Origin of the sequence: Staphylococcus sp. FSL W8-0056, assembly GCF_037963075.1 — a bacterium.
Taxonomy (GTDB): Bacteria; Bacillota; Bacilli; order Staphylococcales; family Staphylococcaceae; genus Staphylococcus; species Staphylococcus aureus.
Window position 1 is genome coordinate 937,638 of record NZ_CP150142.1, and the last position, 24,504, is coordinate 962,141.

Sequence of the window (24,504 nt, forward strand, 5' to 3'; positions counted from 1 at the left end):
TTTAACTGAAACTAAAGTTAATGAGGTTCTTGATAGGTAAAGACGAAGATGACTGTGGAACAGATACCTTATCATAGTTACTTAAACTTTGGATCATTTTCAGTTTATCATTAAACAAATATATTGAATAATAAAAATGTCATACTGATAAAGATGAATGTCACTTAATAAGTAACTTAGATTTAACAAATGATGATTTTTAATTGTAGAAAACTTGAAATAATCACTTTTACCTAAATCTAAAGCATTGTTAAGAAGTGTGACAATGTTAAAATAAATATAGTTGAATTAATGAATTTGTTCTATAATTAACAGGTTATAGATTTTAATAATGAGAAAAGAATTGACGAAAGTAAGGTGAATTGAATGGTTATTCAATGGTATCCAGGACATATGGCGAAAGCCAAAAGAGAAGTAAGTGAACAATTAAAAAAAGTAGATGTAGTGTTTGAACTAGTAGATGCAAGAATTCCATATAGTTCAAGAAACCCTATGATAGATGAAGTTATTAACCAAAAACCACGTGTTGTTATATTAAATAAAAAAGATATGTCTAATTTAAATGAGATGTCAAAATGGGAACAATTTTTTATTGATAAAGGATACTATCCTGTATCAGTGGATGCTAAGCACGGTAAAAATTTAAAGAAAGTGGAAGCTGCAGCAATTAAGGCGACTGCTGAAAAATTTGAACGCGAAAAAGCGAAAGGACTTAAACCTAGAGCGATAAGAGCAATGATCGTTGGAATTCCAAATGTTGGTAAATCCACATTAATAAATAAACTGGCAAAGCGTAGTATTGCGCAGACTGGTAATAAACCAGGTGTGACCAAACAACAACAATGGATTAAAGTTGGTAATGCATTACAACTATTAGACACACCAGGGATACTTTGGCCTAAATTTGAAGATGAAGAAGTCGGTAAGAAGTTGAGTTTAACTGGTGCGATAAAAGATAGTATTGTGCACTTAGATGAAGTTGCCATCTATGGATTAAACTTTTTAATTCAAAATGATTTAGCGCGATTAAAGTCACATTATAATATTGAAGTTCCTGAAGATGCAGAAATCATAGCGTGGTTTGATGCGATAGGGAAAAAACGTGGCTTAATTCGACGTGGTAATGAAATTGATTACGAAGCAGTCATTGAACTGATTATTTATGATATTCGAAATGCTAAAATAGGAAATTATTGTTTTGATATTTTTAAAGATATGACTGAGGAATTAGCAAATGACGCTAACAATTAAAGAAGTTACGCAGTTGATTAATGCGGTTAATACAATAGAAGAATTAGAAAATCATGAATGCTTTTTAGATGAGCGAAAAGGTGTTCAAAATGCCATAGCTAGGCGCAGAAAAGCGTTAGAAAAAGAACAAGCTTTAAAAGAAAAGTATGTTGAAATGACTTACTTTGAAAATGAAATATTAAAAGAGCATCCTAATGCTATTATTTGTGGGATTGATGAAGTTGGAAGAGGACCTTTAGCAGGTCCAGTCGTTGCATGCGCAACAATTTTAAATTCAAATCACAATTATTTGGGCCTTGATGACTCGAAAAAAGTACCTATTACGAAACGTCTAGAATTAAATGAAGCACTAAAAAATGAAGTTACTGCTTTTGCATATGGTATCGCGACAGCTGAAGAAATAGATGAATTTAATATTTATAAAGCTACTCAAATCGCCATGCAGCGAGCTATTGATGGATTATCAGTACAACCAACGCATTTATTGATAGACGCGATGACGCTTGATAATGCACTGCCTCAAGTATCTTTAATCAAGGGTGATGCAAGAAGTGTGTCCATTGCAGCTGCAAGTATCATGGCGAAGGTTTTTCGTGATGATTATATGACACAGTTATCTAAAGATTATCCTGAATACGGTTTTGAAAAAAACGCGGGTTATGGTACCAAACAACATTTACTAGCAATCGATGATATTGGCATTATGAAAGAGCATAGAAAAAGCTTTGAACCTATAAAATCGTTACTGTAAATCGTAAAATTCAATTAAATGATAAAAAAGTAGCATTTAAGTTTACAATAGCGCTTACATTTTTTATAATTGTAAGGGAACTTAACCTAAGTAACAGGAGGATGGAAGATGAATATCCACGAGTATCAAGGTAAAGAAATATTTCGTTCAATGGGCGTTGCAGTTCCAGAAGGACGAGTAGCATTTACTGCTGAAGAAGCGGTGGAGAAAGCAAAAGAATTAAATTCTGATGTATATGTTGTAAAAGCACAAATTCATGCTGGAGGTAGAGGTAAAGCAGGCGGAGTAAAAATTGCTAAATCTTTATCTGAGGTAGAAACATATGCAAAAGAATTATTAGGGAAAACTTTGGTGACACATCAAACTGGTCCAGAAGGTAAAGAAATTAAACGTTTATATATCGAAGAAGGTTGTGCTATTCAAAAAGAATATTACGTTGGATTCGTTATTGATCGTGCGACTGACCAAGTAACATTGATGGCGTCTGAAGAAGGGGGCACTGAGATTGAAGAAGTTGCTGCGAAGACTCCTGAAAAGATCTTCAAAGAAACTATCGATCCAGTAATCGGACTTTCACCATTCCAAGCAAGACGAATTGCGTTTAATATTAATATTCCTAAAGAATCTGTTAACAAAGCTGCTAAATTCTTATTAGCACTTTATAATGTATTCATTGAAAAAGATTGTTCAATCGTAGAAATCAACCCATTAGTTACAACAGCTGATGGTGATGTATTGGCATTAGATGCTAAAATTAATTTTGATGATAATGCATTATTCAGACATAAAGATGTTGTAGAATTACGTGATTTAGAAGAAGAAGATCCGAAAGAGATTGAAGCGTCTAAACATGATTTATCATACATTGCATTAGATGGTGACATCGGATGTATGGTTAATGGTGCAGGTTTAGCCATGGCAACAATGGATACGATTAATCATTTCGGTGGAAACCCAGCCAATTTCTTAGATGCAGGCGGAAGCGCTACTAGAGAAAAAGTAACTGAAGCATTTAAAATCATTTTAGGTGATGAAAATGTTAAAGGTATTTTTGTAAACATTTTCGGTGGCATTATGAAATGTGATGTTATCGCAGAAGGTATCGTTGAAGCTGTAAAAGAAGTAGATTTAACTTTACCACTAGTTGTACGCTTAGAAGGTACAAATGTTGAGTTAGGTAAAAAAATCTTAAAAGACTCAGGATTAGCAATTGAACCAGCAGCAACAATGGCTGAAGGTGCACAAAAAATTGTTAAACTAGTCAAAGAAGCATAAGGAAAGGATGGGAGCACTAAGATGAGTGTATTTATAGATAAGAATACTAAAGTAATGGTACAAGGTATTACAGGGTCTACTGCCCTTTTCCATACAAAACAAATGCTTGATTATGGTACGAAAATAGTAGCAGGTGTGACGCCTGGTAAAGGTGGTCAAGTTGTTGAAGGCGTTCCTGTTTTCAACACTGTTGAAGAAGCTAAAAATGAAACTGGGGCAACGGTTTCAGTCATTTACGTTCCAGCACCATTTGCTGCAGACTCAATTTTAGAAGCAGCTGATGCAGACTTAGATATGGTTATTTGTATCACTGAACATATTCCTGTATTAGACATGGTTAAAGTTAAACGCTACTTACAAGGTAGAAAAACACGTTTAGTTGGTCCGAACTGTCCAGGTGTGATTACAGCAGATGAATGTAAAATTGGTATTATGCCTGGCTATATTCACAAAAAAGGTCATGTTGGTGTAGTATCACGTTCAGGTACACTAACATATGAAGCAGTGCACCAATTGACTGAAGAAGGTATTGGTCAAACTACAGCTGTTGGTATTGGTGGAGACCCAGTCAACGGAACAAACTTTATTGATGTTTTAAAAGCATTCAATGAAGATGACGAAACGAAAGCAGTTGTTATGATTGGTGAAATCGGTGGTACAGCTGAAGAAGAAGCAGCTGAATGGATTAAAGCGAATATGACAAAACCAGTTGTAGGCTTTATCGGTGGACAAACAGCACCTCCTGGAAAACGTATGGGACATGCTGGTGCAATCATTTCAGGTGGTAAAGGTACTGCTGAAGAGAAAATAAAAACATTAAATAGTTGTGGTGTGAAAACAGCGGCAACACCTTCAGAAATTGGTTCAACATTAATTGAAGCTGCTAAAGAAGCAGGTATTTATGAATCATTATTAACAGTTAATAAATAAAGTTAAAAGATGATATAAATGGCTATAGCCCATTCCATACTTTATAAAAGTATCGGAAATGGGCTATTTGTCGTGCAATGAATTTTAGTACACTTTTCATATTTTGGAAAGACAAGTTAATTATTTTACCTCCTACAATAGCTTTATAAAACAAAGAAAATTTTAATTAAAATATATAGTGCACTATGTTATAATGTTTATATATTATTGTAAGGAGTGTTCCATCATGAATAAACAACAAAGTAAAGTACGCTATTCAATTAGAAAAGTTAGTATTGGAATTTTGTCAATTTCAATAGGTATGTTTTTGGCATTGGGTATGTCGAACAAAGCATATGCAGATGAAATTGATAAATCTAAAGATTTTACAAGAGGGTATGAGCAAAATGTATTCGCGAAATCAGAGTTAAATGCTAATAAAAATACGACAAAAGACAAAATAAAAAATGAAGGTGCTGTTAAAACATCGGACACAAGTTTAAAGTTAGACAACAAATCAGCAATTTCAAACGGAAATGAAATTAATCAAGATATAAAGATTTCAAATACTCCGAAAAACTCAAGCCAAGGTAACAATCTAGTTATTAATAACAATGAACCTACTAAAGAAATTAAAATTGCAAACTTGGAAGCTCAAAATTCTAATCAGAAGAAAACGAATAAAGTTACTAATAATTACTTTGGTTACTACAGTTTTAGAGAAGCTCCAAAAACACAAATCTATACTGTAAAAAAAGGAGACACACTTAGTGCTATAGCATTAAAATACAAAACTACAGTTTCAAATATTCAAAATACAAATAATATAGCAAATCCTAATTTAATATTTATTGGTCAAAAATTAAAAGTGCCAATGACACCATTAGTAGAACCAAAACCAAAAACAGTGTCTTCAAATAATAAAAGTAATAGTAATAGCAGTACATTAAATTATTTGAAAACATTAGAGAATAGAGGATGGGATTTCGACGGTAGTTATGGATGGCAATGTTTCGATTTAGTTAATGTATATTGGAATCATCTTTATGGTCATGGATTAAAAGGATATGGAGCTAAAGATATACCATATGCAAATAATTTTAATAGTGAAGCTAAAATTTATCACAACACACCAACTTTCAAAGCTGAACCTGGGGACTTAGTGGTTTTTAGTGGAAGATTTGGTGGAGGATATGGTCATACAGCTATTGTCTTAAATGGTGATTATGATGGAAAATTAATGAAGTTCCAAAGTTTAGATCAAAACTGGAATAATGGTGGATGGCGTAAAGCAGAGGTTGCACATAAAGTTGTTCATAATTATGAAAATGATATGATTTTTATTAGACCATTTAAAAAAGCATAATTTAAATCGAAGGCAGGACATTGAAATATGAAATTTTCAACTTTAAGTGAAGAAGAATTTACCAACTACACCAAAAAGCACTTCAAACATTATACACAGTCTATAGAATTATATAATTATAGAAATAAAATAAATCATGAAGCACATATTGTGGGAGTGAAGAATGATAAAAATGAAGTTATAGCTGCATGTTTATTAACAGAGGCACGAATTTTTAAATTCTACAAATATTTCTACTCTCATAGAGGTCCTTTACTTGATTATTTCGATGCTAAATTAGTTTGTTACTTTTTTAAAGAATTATCTAAATTCATTTATAAAAATAGAGGAGTATTTATTCTTGTTGATCCATATTTAATAGAGAATTTAAGAGATGCAAATGGTAGGATAATAAAGAATTATAATAATTCAGTGATAGTAAAGATGCTAGGGAAAATTGGGTATCTCCATCAAGGTTATACAACAGGATATTCAAATAAAAGTCAAATTAGGTGGATTTCTGTATTGGATTTAAAAGATAAAGATGAGAATCAACTTTTAAAAGAAATGGAATACCAAACTAGAAGAAATATAAAAAAGACTATTGAGATTGGTGTTAAGGTTGAAGATTTATCTATTGAAGAAACAAATCGATTTTATAAATTGTTTCAAATGGCTGAAGAAAAACATGGTTTTCATTTCATGAATGAAGATTATTTTAAACGAATGCAAGAAATATATAAAGATAAGGCAATGTTAAAGATAGCTTGTATAAATCTTAATGAATATCAAGATAAATTAAAAATACAATTATTGAAAATCGAAAATGAAATGATGACTGTGAACAGAGCATTAAATGAAAATCCAAATTCTAAAAAGAATAAATCAAAATTAAATCAGTTAAATATGCAATTATCTAGTATTAATAATAGAATTAGTAAAACCGAAGAACTAATATTAGAAGATGGACCTGTTTTGGATTTAGCTGCTGCTTTATTTATATGTACTGATGATGAAGTTTATTATCTATCAAGTGGATCAAATCCGAAATATAATCAGTATATGGGTGCATATCATCTACAATGGCATATGATAAAATATGCAAAATCACATAATATTAATAGGTATAATTTTTATGGAATAACAGGCGTCTTTAGTAATGAGGCGGATGATTTTGGTGTTCAACAATTTAAAAAGGGTTTTAATGCACATGTTGAAGAATTAATTGGTGATTTCATCAAACCAGTAAGACCAATTCTATATAAATTTGCAAAACTTATTTATAAGGTTTAATTATAAAGTATGTTGGAAATTGAAATTTTAAATTCTTTCCAACATACTTTTCACTTTTTAAGTCAGTATTTTTACTCCTTAAAATAACATTACATCGACAATGTTTTTGTATTAGAAATGTAAAACAAAAATAGAATATGATTTTGTATGATTACAAAAAGGAGTTGATTTATTGATTAAACTATTTTTGCTTAAGTTATACTGGGCACACTTTTCGACTAAACAAATTCATCAATTTTTAATGGCATATCCTAATGTAATTAAAGAGGAGGGAAGAAAAAAAGATAGTTATTTATGTGAATGGGTGAATAGGGAAGAAAATGTTCTTTTATTACGTAAATACTATGCTTTTATAAAACTTGATCATAACGATATTATTAAAGAACTGCAGAAATTAAAAGTAAGTTACATTACATATATGGATTCTGAATACCCAGTGCTATTAAAAGAAATATATCAATTTCCATTACTTCTTTTCTATAAAGGGAACATCAAATTAATAAATAATATGCATCATTTGGCAGTAGTAGGTGCAAGAGATTCTACAAGTTATACCCAACAGTCTTTAGAATTTTTATTATCAAATGATAAAAGCAAATATTTAACAATTGTTTCCGGCCTTGCTCAAGGAGCTGATGCAATGGCACATCAAATAGCTTTAAAATACAATCTCCCTACAATTGCAGTTTTAGCCTTTGGCCATCAAACACATTATCCCAAAAGTACATTAGCATTAAGAAATAAAATAGAAGAAAAAGGTTTAGTTATATCCGAATATCCACCACATACACCAATTGCTAAATATAGATTTCCTGAGCGCAATAGAATTATCAGCGGTTTGTCAAAAGGGGTTTTAATTACTGAGGCTAAGGAACAAAGTGGCAGTCACATCACGATAGATTTTGCATTAGAGCAAAATAGAAATGTTTATGTTTTACCTGGATCTATGTTTAATCCTATGACAAAAGGTAATTTATTACGTATCCAAGAAGGTGCTAAGGTAGTATTAAACGCTAATGATATATTTGAAGACTACTATATTTAAAACTAAAAATAACGAGTTGCTTCATATTTCTTTTGTTACCCTTTGTAATTTATTTTTTAATAAAATCTATAAAAAATAGACAGGGAAAATGATTTGTTTAGATATAAAACGTTGACAAAAGCAAAATTAAGCGTTTATCATTTATCTTTAGTAATTAGATTAGCGAGGGGGAAATGACATTGGCAGATAATTTAGTCATTGTTGAATCGCCTGCAAAAGCAAAAACCATTGAAAAGTATTTAGGTAAGAAATATAAAGTTATAGCTTCAATGGGACACGTCAGAGACTTACCAAGAAGTCAAATGGGTGTCGACACTGAAGATAATTACGAACCAAAATATATAACAATACGCGGAAAAGGTCCTGTTGTAAAAGAATTGAAAAAACATGCAAAAAAAGCGAAAAACGTCTTTCTCGCAAGTGACCCCGACCGTGAAGGTGAAGCAATTGCTTGGCATTTATCAAAAATTTTAGAGCTTGAAGATTCTAAAGAAAATCGCGTTGTTTTCAACGAAATAACTAAAGACGCTGTTAAAGAAAGTTTTAAAAATCCTAGAGAAATTGAAATGAACTTAGTCGATGCACAACAAGCGCGTCGAATATTAGATAGATTGGTTGGCTATAACATCTCGCCAGTTCTATGGAAAAAAGTGAAAAAAGGTTTGTCAGCGGGTCGAGTTCAATCTGTTGCACTTCGTTTAGTCATTGACCGTGAAAATGAAATTCGAAACTTTAAACCAGAAGAATATTGGACTATTGAAGGAGAATTTAGATACAAAAAATCAAAATTCAATGCTAAATTCCTTCATTATAAAAATAAACCTTTTAAATTAAAAACGAAAAAAGATGTTGAGAAAATTACAGCTGCACTAGATGGAGATCAATTCGAAATTACAAACGTGACTAAAAAAGAAAAAACGCGTAATCCAGCAAACCCATTTACAACTTCTACATTACAACAAGAGGCGGCACGTAAATTAAACTTTAAAGCAAGAAAAACAATGATGGTCGCACAACAATTATATGAAGGTATAGATTTGAAAAAACAAGGTACGATTGGTTTAATAACATATATGAGAACCGATTCTACACGTATTTCAGATACTGCCAAAGCTGAAGCAAAACAGTATATAACTGATAAATACGGTGAATCTTACACTTCTAAACGTAAAGCATCAGGGAAACAAGGTGACCAAGATGCCCATGAGGCTATTAGACCTTCAAGTACTATGCGTACGCCAGATGATATGAAGTCATTTTTGACGAAAGACCAATACCGATTATACAAATTAATTTGGGAACGATTTGTTGCTAGTCAAATGGCTCCAGCAATACTTGATACAGTCTCATTAGACATAACACAAGGTGACATTAAATTTAGAGCGAATGGTCAAACAATCAAGTTTAAAGGATTTATGACACTTTATGTAGAAACTAAAGATGATAGTGATAGCGAAAAGGAAAATAAACTGCCTAAATTAGAGCAAGGTGATAAAGTCACAGCAACTCAAATTGAACCAGCTCAACACTATACACAACCACCTCCAAGATATACTGAGGCGAGATTAGTAAAAACACTAGAAGAATTGAAAATTGGGCGACCATCAACTTATGCACCGACAATAGATACGATTCAAAAGCGTAACTATGTCAAATTAGAAAGTAAGCGTTTTGTTCCTACTGAGTTGGGAGAAATAGTTCATGAACAAGTGAAAGAATACTTCCCAGAGATTATTGATGTGGAATTCACAGTGAATATGGAAACGTTACTTGATAAGATTGCAGAAGGCGACATTACATGGAGAAAAGTAATAGACGGTTTCTTTAGTAGCTTTAAACAAGATGTTGAACGTGCTGAAGAAGAGATGGAAAAGATTGAAATCAAAGATGAGCCAGCCGGTGAAGACTGTGAAGTTTGTGGTTCTCCTATGGTTATAAAAATGGGACGCTATGGTAAGTTCATGGCTTGCTCAAACTTCCCGGATTGTCGTAATACAAAAGCGATAGTTAAGTCTATTGGTGTTAAATGTCCAAAATGTAATGATGGTGACGTCGTAGAAAGAAAATCTAAAAAGAATCGTGTCTTTTATGGATGTTCGAAATATCCTGAATGCGACTTTATCTCTTGGGATAAGCCGATTGGAAGAGATTGTCCAAAATGTAACCAATATCTTGTTGAAAATAAAAAAGGCAAGACAACACAAGTAATATGTTCAAATTGCGATTATAAAGAGGCAGCGCAGAAATAATATTTTTATTCCCTAGAGACATTTTAAGATTGTTAAATAGAATCATTAGTGAATCTTATTTTAAAGATAGTAATGGATTAATCTAAATAAGTGCGGATAATATAAACATAACAACATAATTAAAAGACATAAATGACAATAAAAGGAGTATAGAAATGACTCAAACTGTAAATGTAATAGGTGCTGGTCTTGCCGGTTCAGAAGCGGCATATCAATTAGCTGAAAGAGGAATTAAAGTTAATCTAATAGAGATGAGACCTGTTAAACAAACACCAGCGCACCATACTGATAAATTTGCGGAACTTGTATGTTCCAATTCATTACGCGGAAATGCTTTAACTAATGGTGTGGGTGTTTTAAAAGAAGAAATGAGAAGATTGAATTCTATAATTATTGAAGCGGCTGATAAGGCACGAGTTCCAGCTGGTGGTGCATTAGCAGTTGATAGACACGATTTTTCAGGTTATATTACTGAAACACTTAAAAATCATGAAAATATCACAGTTATTAATGAAGAAATTAATGCCATTCCAGATGGATACACAATTATCGCAACAGGACCACTTACTACAGAAACCCTTGCGCAAGAAATAGTGGACATTACTGGTAAAGATCAACTTTATTTCTATGATGCAGCTGCTCCAATTATTGAAAAAGAATCTATTGATATGGATAAAGTTTACTTAAAGTCCCGTTATGATAAAGGTGAAGCTGCATATTTAAACTGTCCTATGACTGAGGATGAATTTAATCGCTTTTATGATGCAGTATTAGAAGCTGAAGTTGCACCTGTAAATTCATTTGAAAAAGAAAAATATTTCGAGGGTTGTATGCCTTTTGAAGTAATGGCAGAACGCGGGCGCAAGACATTACTATTTGGACCAATGAAACCAGTAGGATTAGAAGATCCAAAGACTGGGAAACGTCCTTATGCAGTGGTTCAATTAAGACAAGATGACGCTGCTGGCACACTCTACAATATTGTCGGCTTCCAAACACATTTAAAATGGGGAGCTCAAAAAGAAGTCATTAAATTAATTCCAGGTTTAGAGAATGTTGATATTGTTAGATATGGTGTGATGCATAGAAATACCTTCATTAACTCACCGGACGTATTAAACGAAAAATATGAATTGATTTCACAACCAAACATACAGTTTGCGGGACAAATGACTGGTGTTGAAGGTTATGTAGAAAGCGCAGCTAGCGGCTTAGTTGCAGGTATCAATCTTGCGCATAAAATATTAGGCAAAGGTGAGGTAGTATTTCCGAGAGAAACTATGATTGGAAGTATGGCTTACTATATTTCTCATGCTAAAAACAATAAGAATTTCCAACCTATGAATGCTAACTTCGGGTTATTACCATCTTTAGAAACTAGAATTAAAGATAAAAAAGAACGCTATGAAGCACAAGCTAATAGAGCTTTGGATTACTTAGAAAATTTCAAAAAAACTTTATAAAATAGTTAGAAAGACTAGATATGCTATTCATTCTTAAGTCATCAACGAGTAAGTAATGACTTTCTAAATGGAAAATACTTATCCTAGTCTTTTTAATTTTGGAATTGTTACGTATTTCTGACAATTTAGAATTCGTATTCAAAAAAATATCTAAATAAATAACACGCAATAAGTTGATTGATGTAACATGTAAGAGAATGTTTTAAATAAACTTTATTTAAAAGACAATGAAATAATAAATGGCAAGGCTATTAATAAAGACTTTTAGTAATTAATTTAAAAAAGAGGTATTCTAATTAACAGGTTTTCCGATTAGTTACAATTATTTAATTCTCAAAAGATTTAGAATTGATTATCAAATTACTGTAAGCCCTTTGCTGTATATGCTACAATTCTTATTGATGGAGGGTAAATGTATTGAATCATATTCAAGAAGCGTTTTTAAATACATTGAAAGTTGAACGGAATTTTTCGGAACATACATTGAAATCATATCAAGATGACTTAATTCAGTTTAATCAATTTTTAGAACAAGAACATTTACAGTTGAAAACTTTTGAATACAGAGATGCTAGAAATTATTTGAGCTATTTATATTCAAATCATTTGAAAAGAACATCTGTTTCTCGTAAAATCTCAACGTTAAGAACTTTCTATGAATATTGGATGACGCTTGATGAGAACATTATTAATCCATTTGTTCAATTAGTACATCCGAAAAAAGAAAAATATCTTCCGCAATTCTTTTACGAAGAAGAAATGGAAGCGTTATTCAAAACTGTAGAAGAGGACACTTCAAAAAATTTACGGGATCGAGTTATTCTTGAATTGTTGTATGCTACAGGCATCCGTGTTTCGGAATTAGTAAATATTAAAAAACAAGATATAGATTTTTACGCGAATGGTGTTACCGTATTAGGAAAAGGGAGCAAAGAGCGTTTTGTACCGTTTGGTGCTTATTGTAGACAAAGCATCGAAAATTATTTAGAACATTTCAAACCAATTCAGTCATGCAATCATGATTTTCTTATTTTAAATATGAAGGGTGAAGCAATCACTGAACGCGGTGTACGATATGTTTTAAATGATATTGTTAAACGAACAGCAGGCGTAAGTGAGATTCATCCCCACAAGCTCAGACATACATTTGCAACGCATTTATTGAATCAAGGTGCAGACCTAAGAACAGTACAATCGTTATTAGGTCATGTTAATTTGTCAACAACTGGTAAATATACACACGTATCTAACCAACAATTAAGAAAAGTGTATCTAAATGCACATCCTCGAGCGAAAAAGGAGAATGAAACATGAGTAATACAACATTACATGCAACAACAATTTATGCTGTAAGACATAATGGGAAAGCAGCTATGGCTGGAGATGGACAAGTAACGCTTGGTCAACAAGTCATCATGAAACAAACGGCAAGAAAAGTGCGACGTTTATATGAAGGTAAAGTGTTAGCTGGTTTCGCAGGTAGTGTAGCAGATGCGTTTACGTTATTTGAAAAATTTGAAACAAAATTACAACAGTTTAGTGGTAACTTAGAAAGAGCTGCTGTTGAATTGGCACAAGAATGGCGAGGCGATAAACAATTACGTCAATTAGAAGCTATGCTAATTGTAATGGATAAAGATGCTATTTTAGTTGTCAGTGGAACTGGCGAAGTTATTGCCCCAGATGATGACCTTATCGCTATTGGATCAGGGGGCAACTACGCATTAAGCGCAGGACGTGCATTGAAACGCCATGCATCGCATTTGTCTGCTGAAGAAATGGCATATGAGAGCTTGAAAGTAGCGGCTGATATTTGTGTCTTTACCAACGATAATATTGTTGTTGAAACACTATAATAATCAGAGCACGATAAATAATTACGACCAATTAATTTTAGTTAAAAGACGGAGGAATGAAATTAATGGATACAGCTGGAATAAGATTAACTCCAAAAGAAATCGTATCTAAATTAAATGAATATATCGTTGGACAAAATGATGCTAAACGTAAAGTGGCAATTGCCCTACGTAATCGATACAGAAGAAGTTTATTAGATGAGGAATCAAAGCAAGAAATTTCACCTAAAAATATTTTGATGATTGGACCAACCGGCGTTGGTAAAACTGAAATTGCAAGAAGAATGGCCAAAGTTGTCGGCGCGCCATTTATAAAAGTAGAAGCTACTAAATTTACTGAGGTAGGTTATGTAGGACGAGATGTTGAAAGTATGGTTAGAGATCTTGTTGATGTTTCAGTAAGATTAGTCAAGGCGCAGAAAAAATCATTGGTACAAGATGAAGCAACAGCTAAGGCCAATGAAAAACTTGTTAAGTTATTAGTTCCAAGTATGAAAAAGAAAGCGTCTCAAACGAATAATCCTTTAGAGTCACTTTTCGGAGGTGCAATTCCAAATTTCGGACAAAATAACGAAGATGAAGAAGAACCACCTACTGAGGAAATTAAAACAAAACGTTCTGAAATTAAGAGACAGCTAGAAGAAGGCAAACTTGAAAAAGAAAAGGTAAGAATTAAAGTCGAACAAGATCCTGGTGCTTTAGGTATGCTAGGTACAAATCAAAATCAGCAAATGCAAGAGATGATGAATCAATTAATGCCTAAAAAGAAAGTTGAGCGAGAAGTTGCTGTTGAGACGGCAAGGAAAATCTTAGCTGATAGTTATGCGGATGAACTAATTGATCAAGAAAGCGCTAACCAAGAAGCGCTTGAATTAGCAGAACAAATGGGTATCATCTTTATAGATGAAATCGACAAAGTTGCGACGAATAATCATAATAGTGGTCAAGATGTCTCAAGACAAGGTGTTCAAAGAGATATTTTACCTATACTTGAAGGTAGCGTTATTCAAACCAAATATGGTACTGTGAATACTGAACATATGCTGTTTATAGGTGCTGGAGCTTTCCATGTATCTAAGCCGAGTGACTTGATACCAGAATTGCAAGGTCGTTTTCCGATTAGAGTTGAACTTGATAGTTTATCGGTAGAAGATTTTGTAAGAATTTTGACAGAACCAAAATTGTCATTAATTAAACAATATGAAGCATTGCTTCAAACAGAAGAAGTTACTGTAAACTTTACCGATGAAGCAATTACTCGCTTAGCTGAGATTGCTTATCAAGTAAATCAAGATACAGACAACATTGGTGCACGTCGACTTCATACAATTTTAGAAAAGATGCTAGAAGATTTATCATTCGAAGCACCAAGTATGCCGAATGCAGTTGTAGATATTACCCCACAATATGTTGATGATAAATTAAAATCAATTTCAACAAATAAAGATTTAAGTGCATTTATTCTATAAAAATATACAAAAGGAGAAAAATTCATGAGCTTATTATCTAAAACGAGAGAGTTAAACACGTTACTTCAAAAACACAAAGGTATTGCGGTTGATTTTAAAGATGTAGCACAAACGATTAGTAGCGTAACTGTAACAAATGTATTTATTGTATCGCGTCGAGGTAAAATTTTAGGGTCGAGTCTAAATGAATTATTAAAAAGTCAAAGAATTATTCAAATGTTGGAAGAAAGACATATTCCAAGTGAATATACAGAACGATTAATGGAAGTTAAACAAACAGAATCAAATATTGATATCGACAATGTATTAACAGTATTCCCACCTGAAAACAGAGAATTATTCATAGATAGTCGTACAACTATCTTCCCAATTTTAGGTGGAGGAGAAAGATTAGGTACATTAGTACTTGGTCGAGTACATGATGATTTTAATGAAAATGATTTGGTACTAGGTGAATATGCTGCTACAGTTATTGGTATGGAAATCTTACGTGAGAAGCATAGTGAAGTAGAAAAAGAAGCGCGCGATAAAGCTGCTATTACAATGGCAATTAATTCATTATCTTATTCTGAAAAAGAAGCGATTGAACATATCTTTGAAGAACTTGGCGGTACGGAAGGCCTATTAATCGCATCAAAAGTTGCAGATAGAGTTGGTATTACTAGATCTGTAATTGTAAATGCACTACGTAAATTAGAAAGTGCTGGTGTAATTGAATCACGTTCTTTAGGAATGAAAGGTACTTTCATTAAAGTTAAAAAAGAAAAATTCTTAGATGAATTAGAAAAAAGTAAATAAGTCGATGAGTCTGGGACATAATTCAATGTCCTAGTCGTGACGATGTTATCTTGGCAGTAGTCAACTCAACGAAATGACTTTGATGATTATGTTGAAGTCATTTCTTTATTTTTGTCTAATTTTCAATCAAATTGATATTTCACATTAACTTGATAGAATTACCTTTAAATTTATGGAAAAATGCTTGAAAAACATTTGCTTTAGACACGGCATTATGTTATATTTATTTTCGGCTATAAAGCCAATACACACATATCAAACGTGATTGTGTAAAGGGTGCAATATTTATATATTGTCTTTACAATAGTTTGCTATGGAGGTAATTAACCAATAGGAGGAATTTATAATGGCAGTAATTTCAATGAAACAATTACTAGAAGCGGGTGTTCACTTCGGTCACCAAACACGTCGTTGGAACCCAAAAATGAAAAAATATATCTTCACTGAGAGAAATGGTATTTATATCATCGACTTACAAAAAACAGTGAAAAAAGTAGACGAGGCATACAACTTCTTGAAACAAGTTTCAGAAGATGGTGGACAAGTCTTATTCGTAGGAACTAAAAAACAAGCACAAGAATCAGTTAAATCTGAAGCAGAACGTGCTGGTCAATTCTACATTAACCAAAGATGGTTAGGTGGATTATTAACTAACTATAAAACAATCTCAAAACGAATCAAACGTATTTCTGAAATTGAAAAAATGGAAGAAGATGGTTTATTCGAAGTATTACCTAAAAAAGAAGTAGTAGAACTTAAAAAAGAATACGACCGTTTAATCAAATTCTTAGGCGGAATTCGTGATATGAAATCAATGCCTCAAGCATTATTCGTAGTTGACCCACGTAAAGAGCGTAATGCAATTGCTGAAGCTCGTAAATTAAATATTCCTATCGTAGGTATCGTTGACACTAACTGTGATCCTGACGAAATTGACTACGTTATCCCAGCAAACGACGATGCTATCCGTGCGGTTAAATTATTAACTGCTAAAATGGCAGATGCAATCTTAGAAGGTCAACAAGGCGTTTCTAATGAAGAAGTAGCTGCAGAACAAAACATCGATTTAGATGAAAAAGAAAAATCAGAAGAAACAGAAGCAACTGAAGAATAATCAACTGTTGAATCTGACTTAGATATAGTTTAAATGGGTGATAAGATATTAATGCTTATCACCTTTTTTAAAAAGAAAATCGAGGCAAATTACAAATATTCAATTAGAGTATTGGCAATCTTGCCTATAATAATGCTAAAATCATAATATATAAAATGATAACTTATTGGAGGAATAATGAATGGCAACTATTTCAGCAAAACTTGTTAAAGAATTACGTAAAAAAACTGGCGCGGGTATGATGGATTGTAAAAAAGCGCTAACTGAAACTGATGGTGACATCGATAAAGCGATTGATTACCTACGTGAAAAAGGTATTGCTAAAGCAGCTAAAAAAGCAGACCGTATTGCGGCTGAAGGTTTAGTACATGTAGAAACTAAAGGTAACGACGCAGTTATCGTTGAAATCAACTCTGAAACAGACTTTGTTGCTCGTAACGAAGGATTCCAAGAGTTAGTTAAAGAAATCGCTAATCAAATATTAGATACAAAAGCTGAAACTGTTGAAGCTTTAATGGAAACAACTTTACCAAATGGTAAATCAGTTGATGAAAGAATTAAAGAAGCAATTTCAACAATCGGTGAAAAATTAAGTGTTCGTCGTTTTGCTATCAGAACTAAAACTGATAACGATGCTTTCGGCGCTTACTTACACATGGGTGGACGCATTGGTGTATTAACAGTTGTTGAAGGTTCAACTGACGAAGAAGCAGCAAGAGACGTTGCTATGCATATCGCTGCAATCAACCCTAAATATGTTTCTTCTGAACAAGTTAGCGAAGAAGAAATCAACCACGAAAGAGAAGTTTTAAAACAACAAGCATTAAATGAAGGTAAACCAGAAAACATCGTTGAAAAAATGGTGGAAGGACGTTTACGTAAATACTTACAAGAAATTTGTGCTGTAGATCAAGACTTCGTTAAAAACCCTGATGTAACAGTTGAAGCTTTCTTAAAAACAAAAGGTGGAAAACTTGTTGACTTCGTACGCTATGAAGTAGGCGAAGGTATGGAAAAACGCGAAGAAAACTTTGCGGATGAAGTTAAAGGACAAATGAAATAATCTGTCATAAAGTAAAACAAGGAAGAAGACACCTTTAATGTTGCTTTATTAAAATGTAAATCATTCTAATAAAACGACAACTGTGTCTTCTTTACTTGTATATGTTACATATATTCACGATAGAGAGGATAAGAAAATGGCTCAAATTTCTAAATATAAACGTGTAGTTTTGAAACTAAGTGGTGAAGCGTTAGCTGGAGAAAAAGGATTTGGCATAAATCCAGTAATTATTAAAAGTGTTGCTGAGCAAGTGGCTGAAGTTGCTAAAATGGACTGTGAAATCGCAGTAATCGTTGGTGGCGGAAACATTTGGAGAGGTAAAACAGGTAGTGACTTAGGTATGGACCGTGGAACTGCTGATTACATGGGTATGCTTGCAACTGTAATGAATGCCTTAGCATTACAAGATAGTTTAGAACAATTGGATTGTGATACACGAGTATTAACATCTATTGAAATGAAGCAAGTGGCTGAACCTTATATTCGTCGTCGTGCAATTAGACACTTAGAAAAGAAACGCGTAGTTATTTTTGCTGCAGGTATTGGAAACCCATACTTCTCTACAGATACTACAGCGGCATTACGTGCTGCAGAAGTTGAAGCAGATGTTATTTTAATGGGCAAAAATAATGTAGATGGTGTATATTCTGCAGATCCTAAAGTAAACAAAGATGCGGTAAAATATGAACATTTAACGCATATTCAAATGCTTCAAGAAGGTTTACAAGTAATGGATTCAACAGCATCCTCATTCTGTATGGATAATAACATTCCGTTAACTGTTTTCTCTATTATGGAAGAAGGGAATATTAAACGTGCTGTTATGGGTGAAAAGATAGGTACGTTAATTACAAAATAAATTTAGAGGTGTAAAATAATGAGTGACATTATTAATGAAACTAAATCAAGAATGCAAAAATCAATCGAAAGCTTATCACGTGAATTAGCTAATATCAGTGCAGGAAGAGCTAATTCAAATTTATTAAACGGCGTAACAGTTGATTACTATGGTGCACCAACACCTGTACAACAATTAGCAAGCATCAATGTTCCAGAAGCACGTTTACTTGTTATTTCTCCATACGACAAAACTTCTGTAGCTGACATCGAAAAAGCGATAATAGCGGCTAACTTAGGTGTCAACCCAACAAGTGATGGTGAAGTGATACGTATTGCAGTACCTGCCTTAACAGAAGAGCGTAGAAAAGAGCGCGTTAAAGATGTTAAGAAAATTGGTGAAGAAGCTAAAGTATCTGTTCGAAATATTCGTCGTGATATGAATGATCAGTTGAAAAAAGATGAAAAAAATGGCGACATTACTGAAGATGAGTTGAGAAGTGGTACTGAAGATGTTCAGAAAGCAACAGACAATTCAATAAAAGAAATTGATCAAATGATTGCTGATAAAGAAAAAGATATTATGTCAGTATAAAACTAATATACAATGACATATTAAAATGCCAGTATTAAACGATAATGTAACATTTAAAATGGGCATGTTTAATTAAATCAAAGATGCATGTGATAATTTAAATTCACAATGAGCATAAAAATGGTGTTTAAACAAGTTAATTAAACATATACTTTATAAATAATAGGCATTAGGTATATTGCTATAATAAAGTTATGTAATTTTTAACCTCAGTATGTATGTCACATTTCTGGTGTAAACTGTACCGAGTCAGACTTTGGTACAGTTTTTTTATTTGCTTATTCAATGCATTAAATGAGTATGATAAAATGATAATGATTGTTTAGTAACTTATATTATATGACAGAGATGATCAGGCTCGGAGGAAAGACCATGTTTAAAAAGCTAATAAATAAAAAGAACACTATAAATAATTATAATGAAGAATTAGACTCGTCTAATATACCTGAACATATCGCTATTATTATGGATGGTAATGGGCGATGGGCTAAGAAGCGAAAAATGCCTAGAATTAAAGGCCATTACGAAGGTATGCAAACAATAAAAAAAATTACTAGGATAGCTAGTGATATTGGTGTTAAGTACTTAACTTTATATGCCTTTTCCACTGAAAATTGGTCAAGACCTGAAAGTGAAGTAAATTATATTATGAATTTGCCTGTCAATTTCTTAAAGACATTCTTACCGGAACTAATTGAAAAAAATGTCAAAGTTGAAACAATTGGATTTACTGATAAGTTGCCAAAATCAACGATAGAAGCAATTAATAATGCTAAAGAAAAGACAGCTAATAATACCGGCTTAAAATTAATATTTGCAATTAATTATGGTGGCAGAGCAGAACTTGTTCATAGTATTAAAAATATGTTTGACGAGCTTCATCAACAAGGTTTAAATAGTGATATCATAGATGAAACATATATAAACAATCATTTAATGACAAAAGACTATCCTGATCCAGAGTTGTTAATTCGTACTTCAGGAGAACAAAGAATAAGTAATTTCTTGATTTGGCAAGTTTCGTATAGTGAATTTATCTTTAATCAAAAATTATGGCCTGACTTTGACGAAGATGAATTAATTAAATGTATAAAAATTTATCAGTCACGTCAAAGACGCTTTGGCGGATTGAGTGAGGAGTAGTATAGTATGAAAGTTAGAACGCTGACAGCTATTATTGCCTTAATCGTATTCTTGCCTATCTTGTTAAAAGGCGGCCTTGTGTTAATGATATTTGCTAATATATTAGCATTGATTGCATTAAAAGAATTGTTGAATATGAATATGATTAAATTTGTTTCAGTTCCTGGTTTAATTAGTGCAGTTGGTCTTATCATCATTATGTTGCCACAACATGCAGGGCCATGGGTACAAGTAATTCAATTAAAAAGTTTAATTGCAATGAGCTTTATTGTATTAAGTTATACTGTCTTATCTAAAAACAGATTTAGTTTTATGGATGCTGCATTTTGCTTAATGTCTGTGGCTTATGTAGGCATTGGTTTTATGTTCTTTTATGAAACGAGATCAGAAGGATTACATTACATATTATATGCCTTTTTAATTGTTTGGCTTACAGATACAGGGGCTTACTTATTTGGTAAAATGATGGGCAAACATAAGCTTTGGCCAGTAATAAGTCCGAATAAGACAATCGAAGGATTCATAGGTGGCTTGTTCTGTAGTTTGATAGTGCCTCTTGCAATGTTATATTTTGTAGATTTCAATATGAATGTATGGATATTACTTGGAGTGACATTGATTTTAAGTTTATTTGGTCAATTAGGTGATTTAGTGGAATCAGGATTTAAGCGTCATTTCGGCGTTAAAGACTCAGGTCGAATACTACCTGGACACGGTGGTATTTTAGACCGATTTGACAGCTTTATGTTTGTGTTACCATTATTAAATATTTTATTAATACAATCTTAATGCTGAGAACAAATCAATAAACGTAAAGAGGAGTTGCTGAGATAATTTAATGAATCTCAGAACTCCTTTTGAAAATTATACGCAATATTAACTTTGAAAATTAGACGTTATATTTTGTGATTTGTCAGTATCATATTATAATGACTTATGTTACGTATACAGCAATCAATTTTAAAATAAAAGAAATTTATAAACAATCGAGGTGTAGCGAGTGAGCTATTTAGTTACAATAATTGCATTTATTATTGTTTTTGGTGTACTAGTAACTGTTCATGAATATGGACATATGTTTTTTGCGAAAAGAGCAGGCATTATGTGTCCAGAATTTGCGATCGGTATGGGGCCAAAAATTTTTAGTTTTAGAAAAAATGAAACACTTTACACTATTAGGTTATTGCCTGTTGGTGGATATGTTCGTATGGCAGGAGATGGCTTAGAAGAGCCACCAGTCGAGCCCGGTATGAACGTTAAAATTAAACTGAATGAAGAAAATGAAATAACACATATCATATTAGATGATCATCATAAGTTTCAACAAATTGAAGCGATCGAAGTTAAAAAATGTGATTTTAAGGATGACTTATTCATAGAAGGTATCACTGCTTATGATAATGAAAGACATCATTTTAAAATTGCTAGAAAGTCTTTCTTTGTTGAAAATGGTAGCTTAGTTCAAATTGCTCCGAGAGACAGACAATTTGCACATAAAAAGCCATGGCCGAAATTTTTAACATTATTTGCGGGACCGTTATTTAACTTTATATTAGCTTTAGTCCTATTTATTGGTCTTGCATATTATCAAGGTACACCTACGTCTACTGTAGAACAAGTCGCAGATAAGTATCCAGCTCAACAAGCAGGATTACAAAAAGGTGATAAAATTGTTCAAATTGGCAAATATAAAATATCTGAATTTGATGATGTTGATAAGGCGTTAGATAAAGTTAAAGATAATAAGACGACTGTTAAATTTGAACGTGATGGTAAAACGAAGTCAGTTGAATTAACACCTAAAAAGACTGAAAGAAAACTGACTAAAGTAAGTTCAGAGACGAAGTATGTTCTCGGATTCCAACCAGCGAGTGAACATACACTTTTCAAACCAATTGTATATGGATTTGAAAGCTTTTTGAAAGGTAGTACACTAATTTTTACAGCTGTAGTCGGTATGTTGGCTAGTATATTTACGGGCGGATTCTCATTTGATATGTTAAATGGTCCGGTTGGTATTTATCATAACGTCGACTCAGTTGTTAAAGCGGGTATCATTAGCTTAATTGGTTACACTGCGTTATTAAGTGTAAACTTAGGTATTATGAATTTAATTCCTATTCCTGCACTAGACGGTGGTCGTATTTTATTTGTTATATATGAAGCGATTTTCAGAAAACCAGTTAATAAAAAAGCGGAAACAACGATTATTGCTATTGGTGCCATTTTCATGGTCGTTATTATGATATTAGTAACGTGGAATGATATTCGACGATATTTCTTATAATTTAGGAGGATAAATAATTATGAAGCAATCCAAAGTTTTTATACCAACGATGCGTGATGTGCCATCAGAAGCAGAAGCACAAAGTCATCGTTTATTATTGAAATCGGGTTTGATAAAACAAAGTACAAGTGGGATTTATAGTTATTTACCGCTAGCAACACGTGTGTTAAATAATATTACTGCAATTGTGCGACAAGAAATGGAACGTATCGATTCTGTTGAAATTTTAATGCCAGCGTTACAACAAGCTGAATTATGGGAAGAATCAGGACGTTGGGGTGCATATGGCTCAGAATTAATGCGTTTACAAGATAGACATGGAAGACAATTTGCATTAGGTCCAACACATGAAGAATTAGTTACATCAATAGTAAGAAATGAATTGAAATCATACAAACAATTACCGATGACATTATTCCAAATTCAATCTAAATTCCGTGATGAAAAGAGACCACGTTTTGGTTTACTTCGTGGGCGTGAATTTATTATGAAAGATGCGTATTCATTCCATGCTGACGAGGCATCATTAGATCAAACGTATCAAGATATGTATCAAGCGTATAGCCGTATTTTTGAGAGAGTTGGCATTAATGCTAGACCAGTTGTAGCAGATTCAGGTGCTATAGGCGGTAGCCATACACATGAATTTATGGCATTAAGTGCTATCGGTGAGGATACAATCGTTTACAGTAAAGAAAGTGACTATGCTGCTAATATCGAAAAAGCAGAAGTCGTTTACGAACCAAATCATAAGCATTCTACTGTGCAACCTTTAGAAAAAATTGAAACACCAAATGTTAAGACTGCACAAGAATTGGCAGACTTCTTAGGTAGACCAGTAGATGAAATCGTTAAAACGATGATTTTCAAAGTTGATGGCGAATATATTATGGTTTTAGTGCGTGGCCATCATGAAATTAATGACATTAAATTAAAATCTTATTTCGGCACAGATAATATTGAATTAGCAACACAAGACGAAATTGTTAATTTAGTTGGTGCAAATCCGGGTTCACTAGGTCCTGTTATTGATAAAGAAATCAAAATTTATGCAGATAATTTTGTGCAAGATTTAAATAATTTAGTTGTCGGTGCTAACGAAGATGGCTATCACTTAATTAATGTAAATGTAGGTAGAGACTTCAACGTTGATGAATATGGCGATTTCCGTTTTATTTTAGAAGGCGAAAAGTTAAGTGATGGTTCAGGCGTTGCACATTTTGCTGAAGGTATTGAAGTTGGTCAAGTATTCAAATTGGGTACTAAGTATTCAGAATCAATGAATGCTACATTCTTAGATAACCAAGGAAAAGCTCAACCTTTAATTATGGGCTGTTACGGTATTGGAATTTCTAGAACGCTAAGTGCGATTGTTGAACAAAATCACGATGATAATGGAATTGTTTGGCCTAAATCAGTTACTCCATTTGATTTACATTTAATTTCTATTAATCCTAAGAAAGATGATCAACGAGAGCTAGCAGATGCACTATATGCTGAATTTAATACTAAATTTGATGTGTTGTACGATGATCGTCAGGAACGTGCAGGTGTCAAATTTAATGATGCCGATTTAATTGGTTTACCACTGCGAATTGTTGTTGGTAAACGTGCATCGGAAGGTATTGTAGAAGTTAAAGAACGTTTAACAGGTGATAGCGAAGAAGTTCACATTGATGACTTAATGACTGTCATTACAAATAAATATGATAACTTAAAATAATTAAGATCGAATGAATTATAAGAGTAGGAAAAAGCTGA

General features: G+C 32.7%; 23 protein-coding genes. All 23 read left to right on the forward strand.

The window, feature by feature from the left end; genetic code table 11:
* Nucleotides 1–366: 366 nt before the first annotated feature.
* Nucleotides 367–1,251, forward strand: coding sequence for a ribosome biogenesis GTPase YlqF (gene ylqF, locus NSS86_RS04810; protein WP_000236722.1), 885 nt, complete (start codon nucleotides 367–369; stop codon nucleotides 1,249–1,251).
* Nucleotides 1,235–2,002 (forward strand): ribonuclease HII, encoded by a 768-nt coding sequence (locus tag NSS86_RS04815; RefSeq protein ID WP_000176393.1) that lies wholly within the window; start codon nucleotides 1,235–1,237, stop codon nucleotides 2,000–2,002. Before ylqF ends, NSS86_RS04815 begins: the two co-directional genes overlap by 17 nt.
* Before the next feature lie 108 nt (nucleotides 2,003–2,110).
* Entirely contained in the window at nucleotides 2,111–3,277 is a 1,167-nt protein-coding gene (sucC, locus tag NSS86_RS04820; protein WP_001020801.1) for an ADP-forming succinate--CoA ligase subunit beta, read from the forward strand.
* A 21-nt stretch (nucleotides 3,278–3,298) separates the two neighbouring features.
* Complete coding sequence (gene sucD / locus NSS86_RS04825) at nucleotides 3,299–4,207, forward strand: succinate--CoA ligase subunit alpha (protein ID WP_000110253.1); 909 nt, start codon at nucleotides 3,299–3,301, stop codon at nucleotides 4,205–4,207.
* A 226-nt stretch (nucleotides 4,208–4,433) separates the two neighbouring features.
* Nucleotides 4,434–5,552, forward strand: a complete 1,119-nt coding sequence (locus tag NSS86_RS04830) for a LysM peptidoglycan-binding domain-containing protein (RefSeq protein ID WP_001041666.1) — start codon at nucleotides 4,434–4,436, stop codon at nucleotides 5,550–5,552.
* Nucleotides 5,553–5,579: 27 nt separating this feature from the next.
* Nucleotides 5,580–6,824 (forward strand): FemA/FemB family glycyltransferase FmhC, encoded by a 1,245-nt coding sequence (gene fmhC, locus NSS86_RS04835; protein WP_000672869.1) that lies wholly within the window; start codon nucleotides 5,580–5,582, stop codon nucleotides 6,822–6,824.
* Nucleotides 6,825–6,996: 172 nt separating this feature from the next.
* Nucleotides 6,997–7,869 (forward strand): DNA-processing protein DprA, encoded by an 873-nt coding sequence (gene dprA / locus NSS86_RS04840; protein ID WP_000593194.1) that lies wholly within the window; start codon nucleotides 6,997–6,999, stop codon nucleotides 7,867–7,869.
* 173 nt (nucleotides 7,870–8,042) lie between these two features.
* A complete protein-coding gene (gene topA, locus NSS86_RS04845; protein ID WP_001557331.1) occupies nucleotides 8,043–10,118 on the forward strand; it encodes a type I DNA topoisomerase in 2,076 nt (691 codons plus the stop codon).
* 155 nt (nucleotides 10,119–10,273) lie between these two features.
* Nucleotides 10,274–11,581: a methylenetetrahydrofolate--tRNA-(uracil(54)-C(5))-methyltransferase (FADH(2)-oxidizing) TrmFO gene (gene trmFO, locus NSS86_RS04850; RefSeq protein WP_000195254.1), complete on the forward strand. Its 1,308-nt coding sequence runs from the start codon at nucleotides 10,274–10,276 to the stop codon at nucleotides 11,579–11,581.
* A 417-nt stretch (nucleotides 11,582–11,998) separates the two neighbouring features.
* Complete coding sequence (gene xerC, locus NSS86_RS04855; RefSeq protein ID WP_001015601.1) at nucleotides 11,999–12,895, forward strand: tyrosine recombinase XerC; 897 nt, start codon at nucleotides 11,999–12,001, stop codon at nucleotides 12,893–12,895.
* Nucleotides 12,892–13,437 (forward strand): ATP-dependent protease subunit HslV, encoded by a 546-nt coding sequence (gene hslV, locus NSS86_RS04860; RefSeq protein WP_000072681.1) that lies wholly within the window; start codon nucleotides 12,892–12,894, stop codon nucleotides 13,435–13,437. Before xerC ends, hslV begins: the two co-directional genes overlap by 4 nt.
* A gap of 65 nt (nucleotides 13,438–13,502) precedes the next feature.
* Nucleotides 13,503–14,906, forward strand: coding sequence for an ATP-dependent protease ATPase subunit HslU (hslU, locus tag NSS86_RS04865; RefSeq protein ID WP_000379054.1), 1,404 nt, complete (start codon nucleotides 13,503–13,505; stop codon nucleotides 14,904–14,906).
* Nucleotides 14,907–14,930: 24 nt separating this feature from the next.
* On the forward strand, nucleotides 14,931–15,704 hold the full coding sequence (codY, locus tag NSS86_RS04870; protein WP_000055337.1) for a GTP-sensing pleiotropic transcriptional regulator CodY: 774 nt from the start codon (nucleotides 14,931–14,933) through the stop codon (nucleotides 15,702–15,704).
* Between the two features lie 73 nt (nucleotides 15,705–15,777).
* A complete protein-coding gene (locus NSS86_RS04875) occupies nucleotides 15,778–15,852 on the forward strand; it encodes a hypothetical protein (RefSeq protein ID WP_031761472.1) in 75 nt (24 codons plus the stop codon).
* A 198-nt stretch (nucleotides 15,853–16,050) separates the two neighbouring features.
* Nucleotides 16,051–16,818: a 30S ribosomal protein S2 gene (gene rpsB, locus NSS86_RS04880; protein WP_000268484.1), complete on the forward strand. Its 768-nt coding sequence runs from the start codon at nucleotides 16,051–16,053 to the stop codon at nucleotides 16,816–16,818.
* Nucleotides 16,819–16,851: 33 nt separating this feature from the next.
* The gene (locus NSS86_RS04885) at nucleotides 16,852–16,965 is read left to right on the forward strand and encodes a hypothetical protein (protein ID WP_001789890.1); all 114 of its coding nucleotides are present in this window, start codon (nucleotides 16,852–16,854) and stop codon (nucleotides 16,963–16,965) included.
* A gap of 34 nt (nucleotides 16,966–16,999) precedes the next feature.
* Nucleotides 17,000–17,881, forward strand: a complete 882-nt coding sequence (gene tsf, locus NSS86_RS04890; RefSeq protein ID WP_000201391.1) for a translation elongation factor Ts — start codon at nucleotides 17,000–17,002, stop codon at nucleotides 17,879–17,881.
* Nucleotides 17,882–18,017: 136 nt separating this feature from the next.
* Complete coding sequence (gene pyrH, locus NSS86_RS04895) at nucleotides 18,018–18,740, forward strand: UMP kinase (protein WP_000057330.1); 723 nt, start codon at nucleotides 18,018–18,020, stop codon at nucleotides 18,738–18,740.
* A gap of 18 nt (nucleotides 18,741–18,758) precedes the next feature.
* Nucleotides 18,759–19,313 (forward strand): ribosome recycling factor, encoded by a 555-nt coding sequence (gene frr / locus NSS86_RS04900; RefSeq protein ID WP_001280006.1) that lies wholly within the window; start codon nucleotides 18,759–18,761, stop codon nucleotides 19,311–19,313.
* A 372-nt stretch (nucleotides 19,314–19,685) separates the two neighbouring features.
* The gene (locus NSS86_RS04905) at nucleotides 19,686–20,456 is read left to right on the forward strand and encodes an isoprenyl transferase (protein ID WP_000473699.1); all 771 of its coding nucleotides are present in this window, start codon (nucleotides 19,686–19,688) and stop codon (nucleotides 20,454–20,456) included.
* A gap of 6 nt (nucleotides 20,457–20,462) precedes the next feature.
* Nucleotides 20,463–21,245 (forward strand): phosphatidate cytidylyltransferase, encoded by a 783-nt coding sequence (locus tag NSS86_RS04910; RefSeq protein WP_000868413.1) that lies wholly within the window; start codon nucleotides 20,463–20,465, stop codon nucleotides 21,243–21,245.
* Between the two features lie 211 nt (nucleotides 21,246–21,456).
* Nucleotides 21,457–22,743 (forward strand): RIP metalloprotease RseP, encoded by a 1,287-nt coding sequence (gene rseP / locus NSS86_RS04915; protein WP_000121119.1) that lies wholly within the window; start codon nucleotides 21,457–21,459, stop codon nucleotides 22,741–22,743.
* A gap of 19 nt (nucleotides 22,744–22,762) precedes the next feature.
* Nucleotides 22,763–24,466, forward strand: coding sequence for a proline--tRNA ligase (locus tag NSS86_RS04920; RefSeq protein ID WP_339302350.1), 1,704 nt, complete (start codon nucleotides 22,763–22,765; stop codon nucleotides 24,464–24,466).
* Nucleotides 24,467–24,504 lie beyond the last annotated feature (38 nt).

Bases quoted from the DNA above. Each gene is read 5' to 3' on its own strand.
- ylqF (WP_000236722.1), top strand. From the start codon at position 367: ATGGTTATTCAATGGTATCCAGGACATATGGCGAAAGCCAAAAGAGAA.
- fmhC (WP_000672869.1), top strand. From the start codon at position 5,580: ATGAAATTTTCAACTTTAAGTGAAGAAGAATTTACCAACTACACCAAA.
- codY (WP_000055337.1), top strand. From the start codon at position 14,931: ATGAGCTTATTATCTAAAACGAGAGAGTTAAACACGTTACTTCAAAAA.
- topA (WP_001557331.1), top strand. From the start codon at position 8,043: ATGACATTGGCAGATAATTTAGTCATTGTTGAATCGCCTGCAAAAGCA.
- NSS86_RS04910 (WP_000868413.1), top strand. From the start codon at position 20,463: ATGAAAGTTAGAACGCTGACAGCTATTATTGCCTTAATCGTATTCTTG.
- NSS86_RS04885 (WP_001789890.1), top strand. From the start codon at position 16,852: ATGGGTGATAAGATATTAATGCTTATCACCTTTTTTAAAAAGAAAATC.
- NSS86_RS04920 (WP_339302350.1), top strand. From the start codon at position 22,763: ATGAAGCAATCCAAAGTTTTTATACCAACGATGCGTGATGTGCCATCA.
- trmFO (WP_000195254.1), top strand. From the start codon at position 10,274: ATGACTCAAACTGTAAATGTAATAGGTGCTGGTCTTGCCGGTTCAGAA.
- sucC (WP_001020801.1), top strand. From the start codon at position 2,111: ATGAATATCCACGAGTATCAAGGTAAAGAAATATTTCGTTCAATGGGC.
- rpsB (WP_000268484.1), top strand. From the start codon at position 16,051: ATGGCAGTAATTTCAATGAAACAATTACTAGAAGCGGGTGTTCACTTC.
- NSS86_RS04815 (WP_000176393.1), top strand. From the start codon at position 1,235: ATGACGCTAACAATTAAAGAAGTTACGCAGTTGATTAATGCGGTTAAT.
- NSS86_RS04830 (WP_001041666.1), top strand. From the start codon at position 4,434: ATGAATAAACAACAAAGTAAAGTACGCTATTCAATTAGAAAAGTTAGT.
- sucD (WP_000110253.1), top strand. From the start codon at position 3,299: ATGAGTGTATTTATAGATAAGAATACTAAAGTAATGGTACAAGGTATT.
- hslU (WP_000379054.1), top strand. From the start codon at position 13,503: ATGGATACAGCTGGAATAAGATTAACTCCAAAAGAAATCGTATCTAAA.
- hslV (WP_000072681.1), top strand. From the start codon at position 12,892: ATGAGTAATACAACATTACATGCAACAACAATTTATGCTGTAAGACAT.
- pyrH (WP_000057330.1), top strand. From the start codon at position 18,018: ATGGCTCAAATTTCTAAATATAAACGTGTAGTTTTGAAACTAAGTGGT.
- frr (WP_001280006.1), top strand. From the start codon at position 18,759: ATGAGTGACATTATTAATGAAACTAAATCAAGAATGCAAAAATCAATC.
- NSS86_RS04905 (WP_000473699.1), top strand. From the start codon at position 19,686: ATGTTTAAAAAGCTAATAAATAAAAAGAACACTATAAATAATTATAAT.
- tsf (WP_000201391.1), top strand. From the start codon at position 17,000: ATGGCAACTATTTCAGCAAAACTTGTTAAAGAATTACGTAAAAAAACT.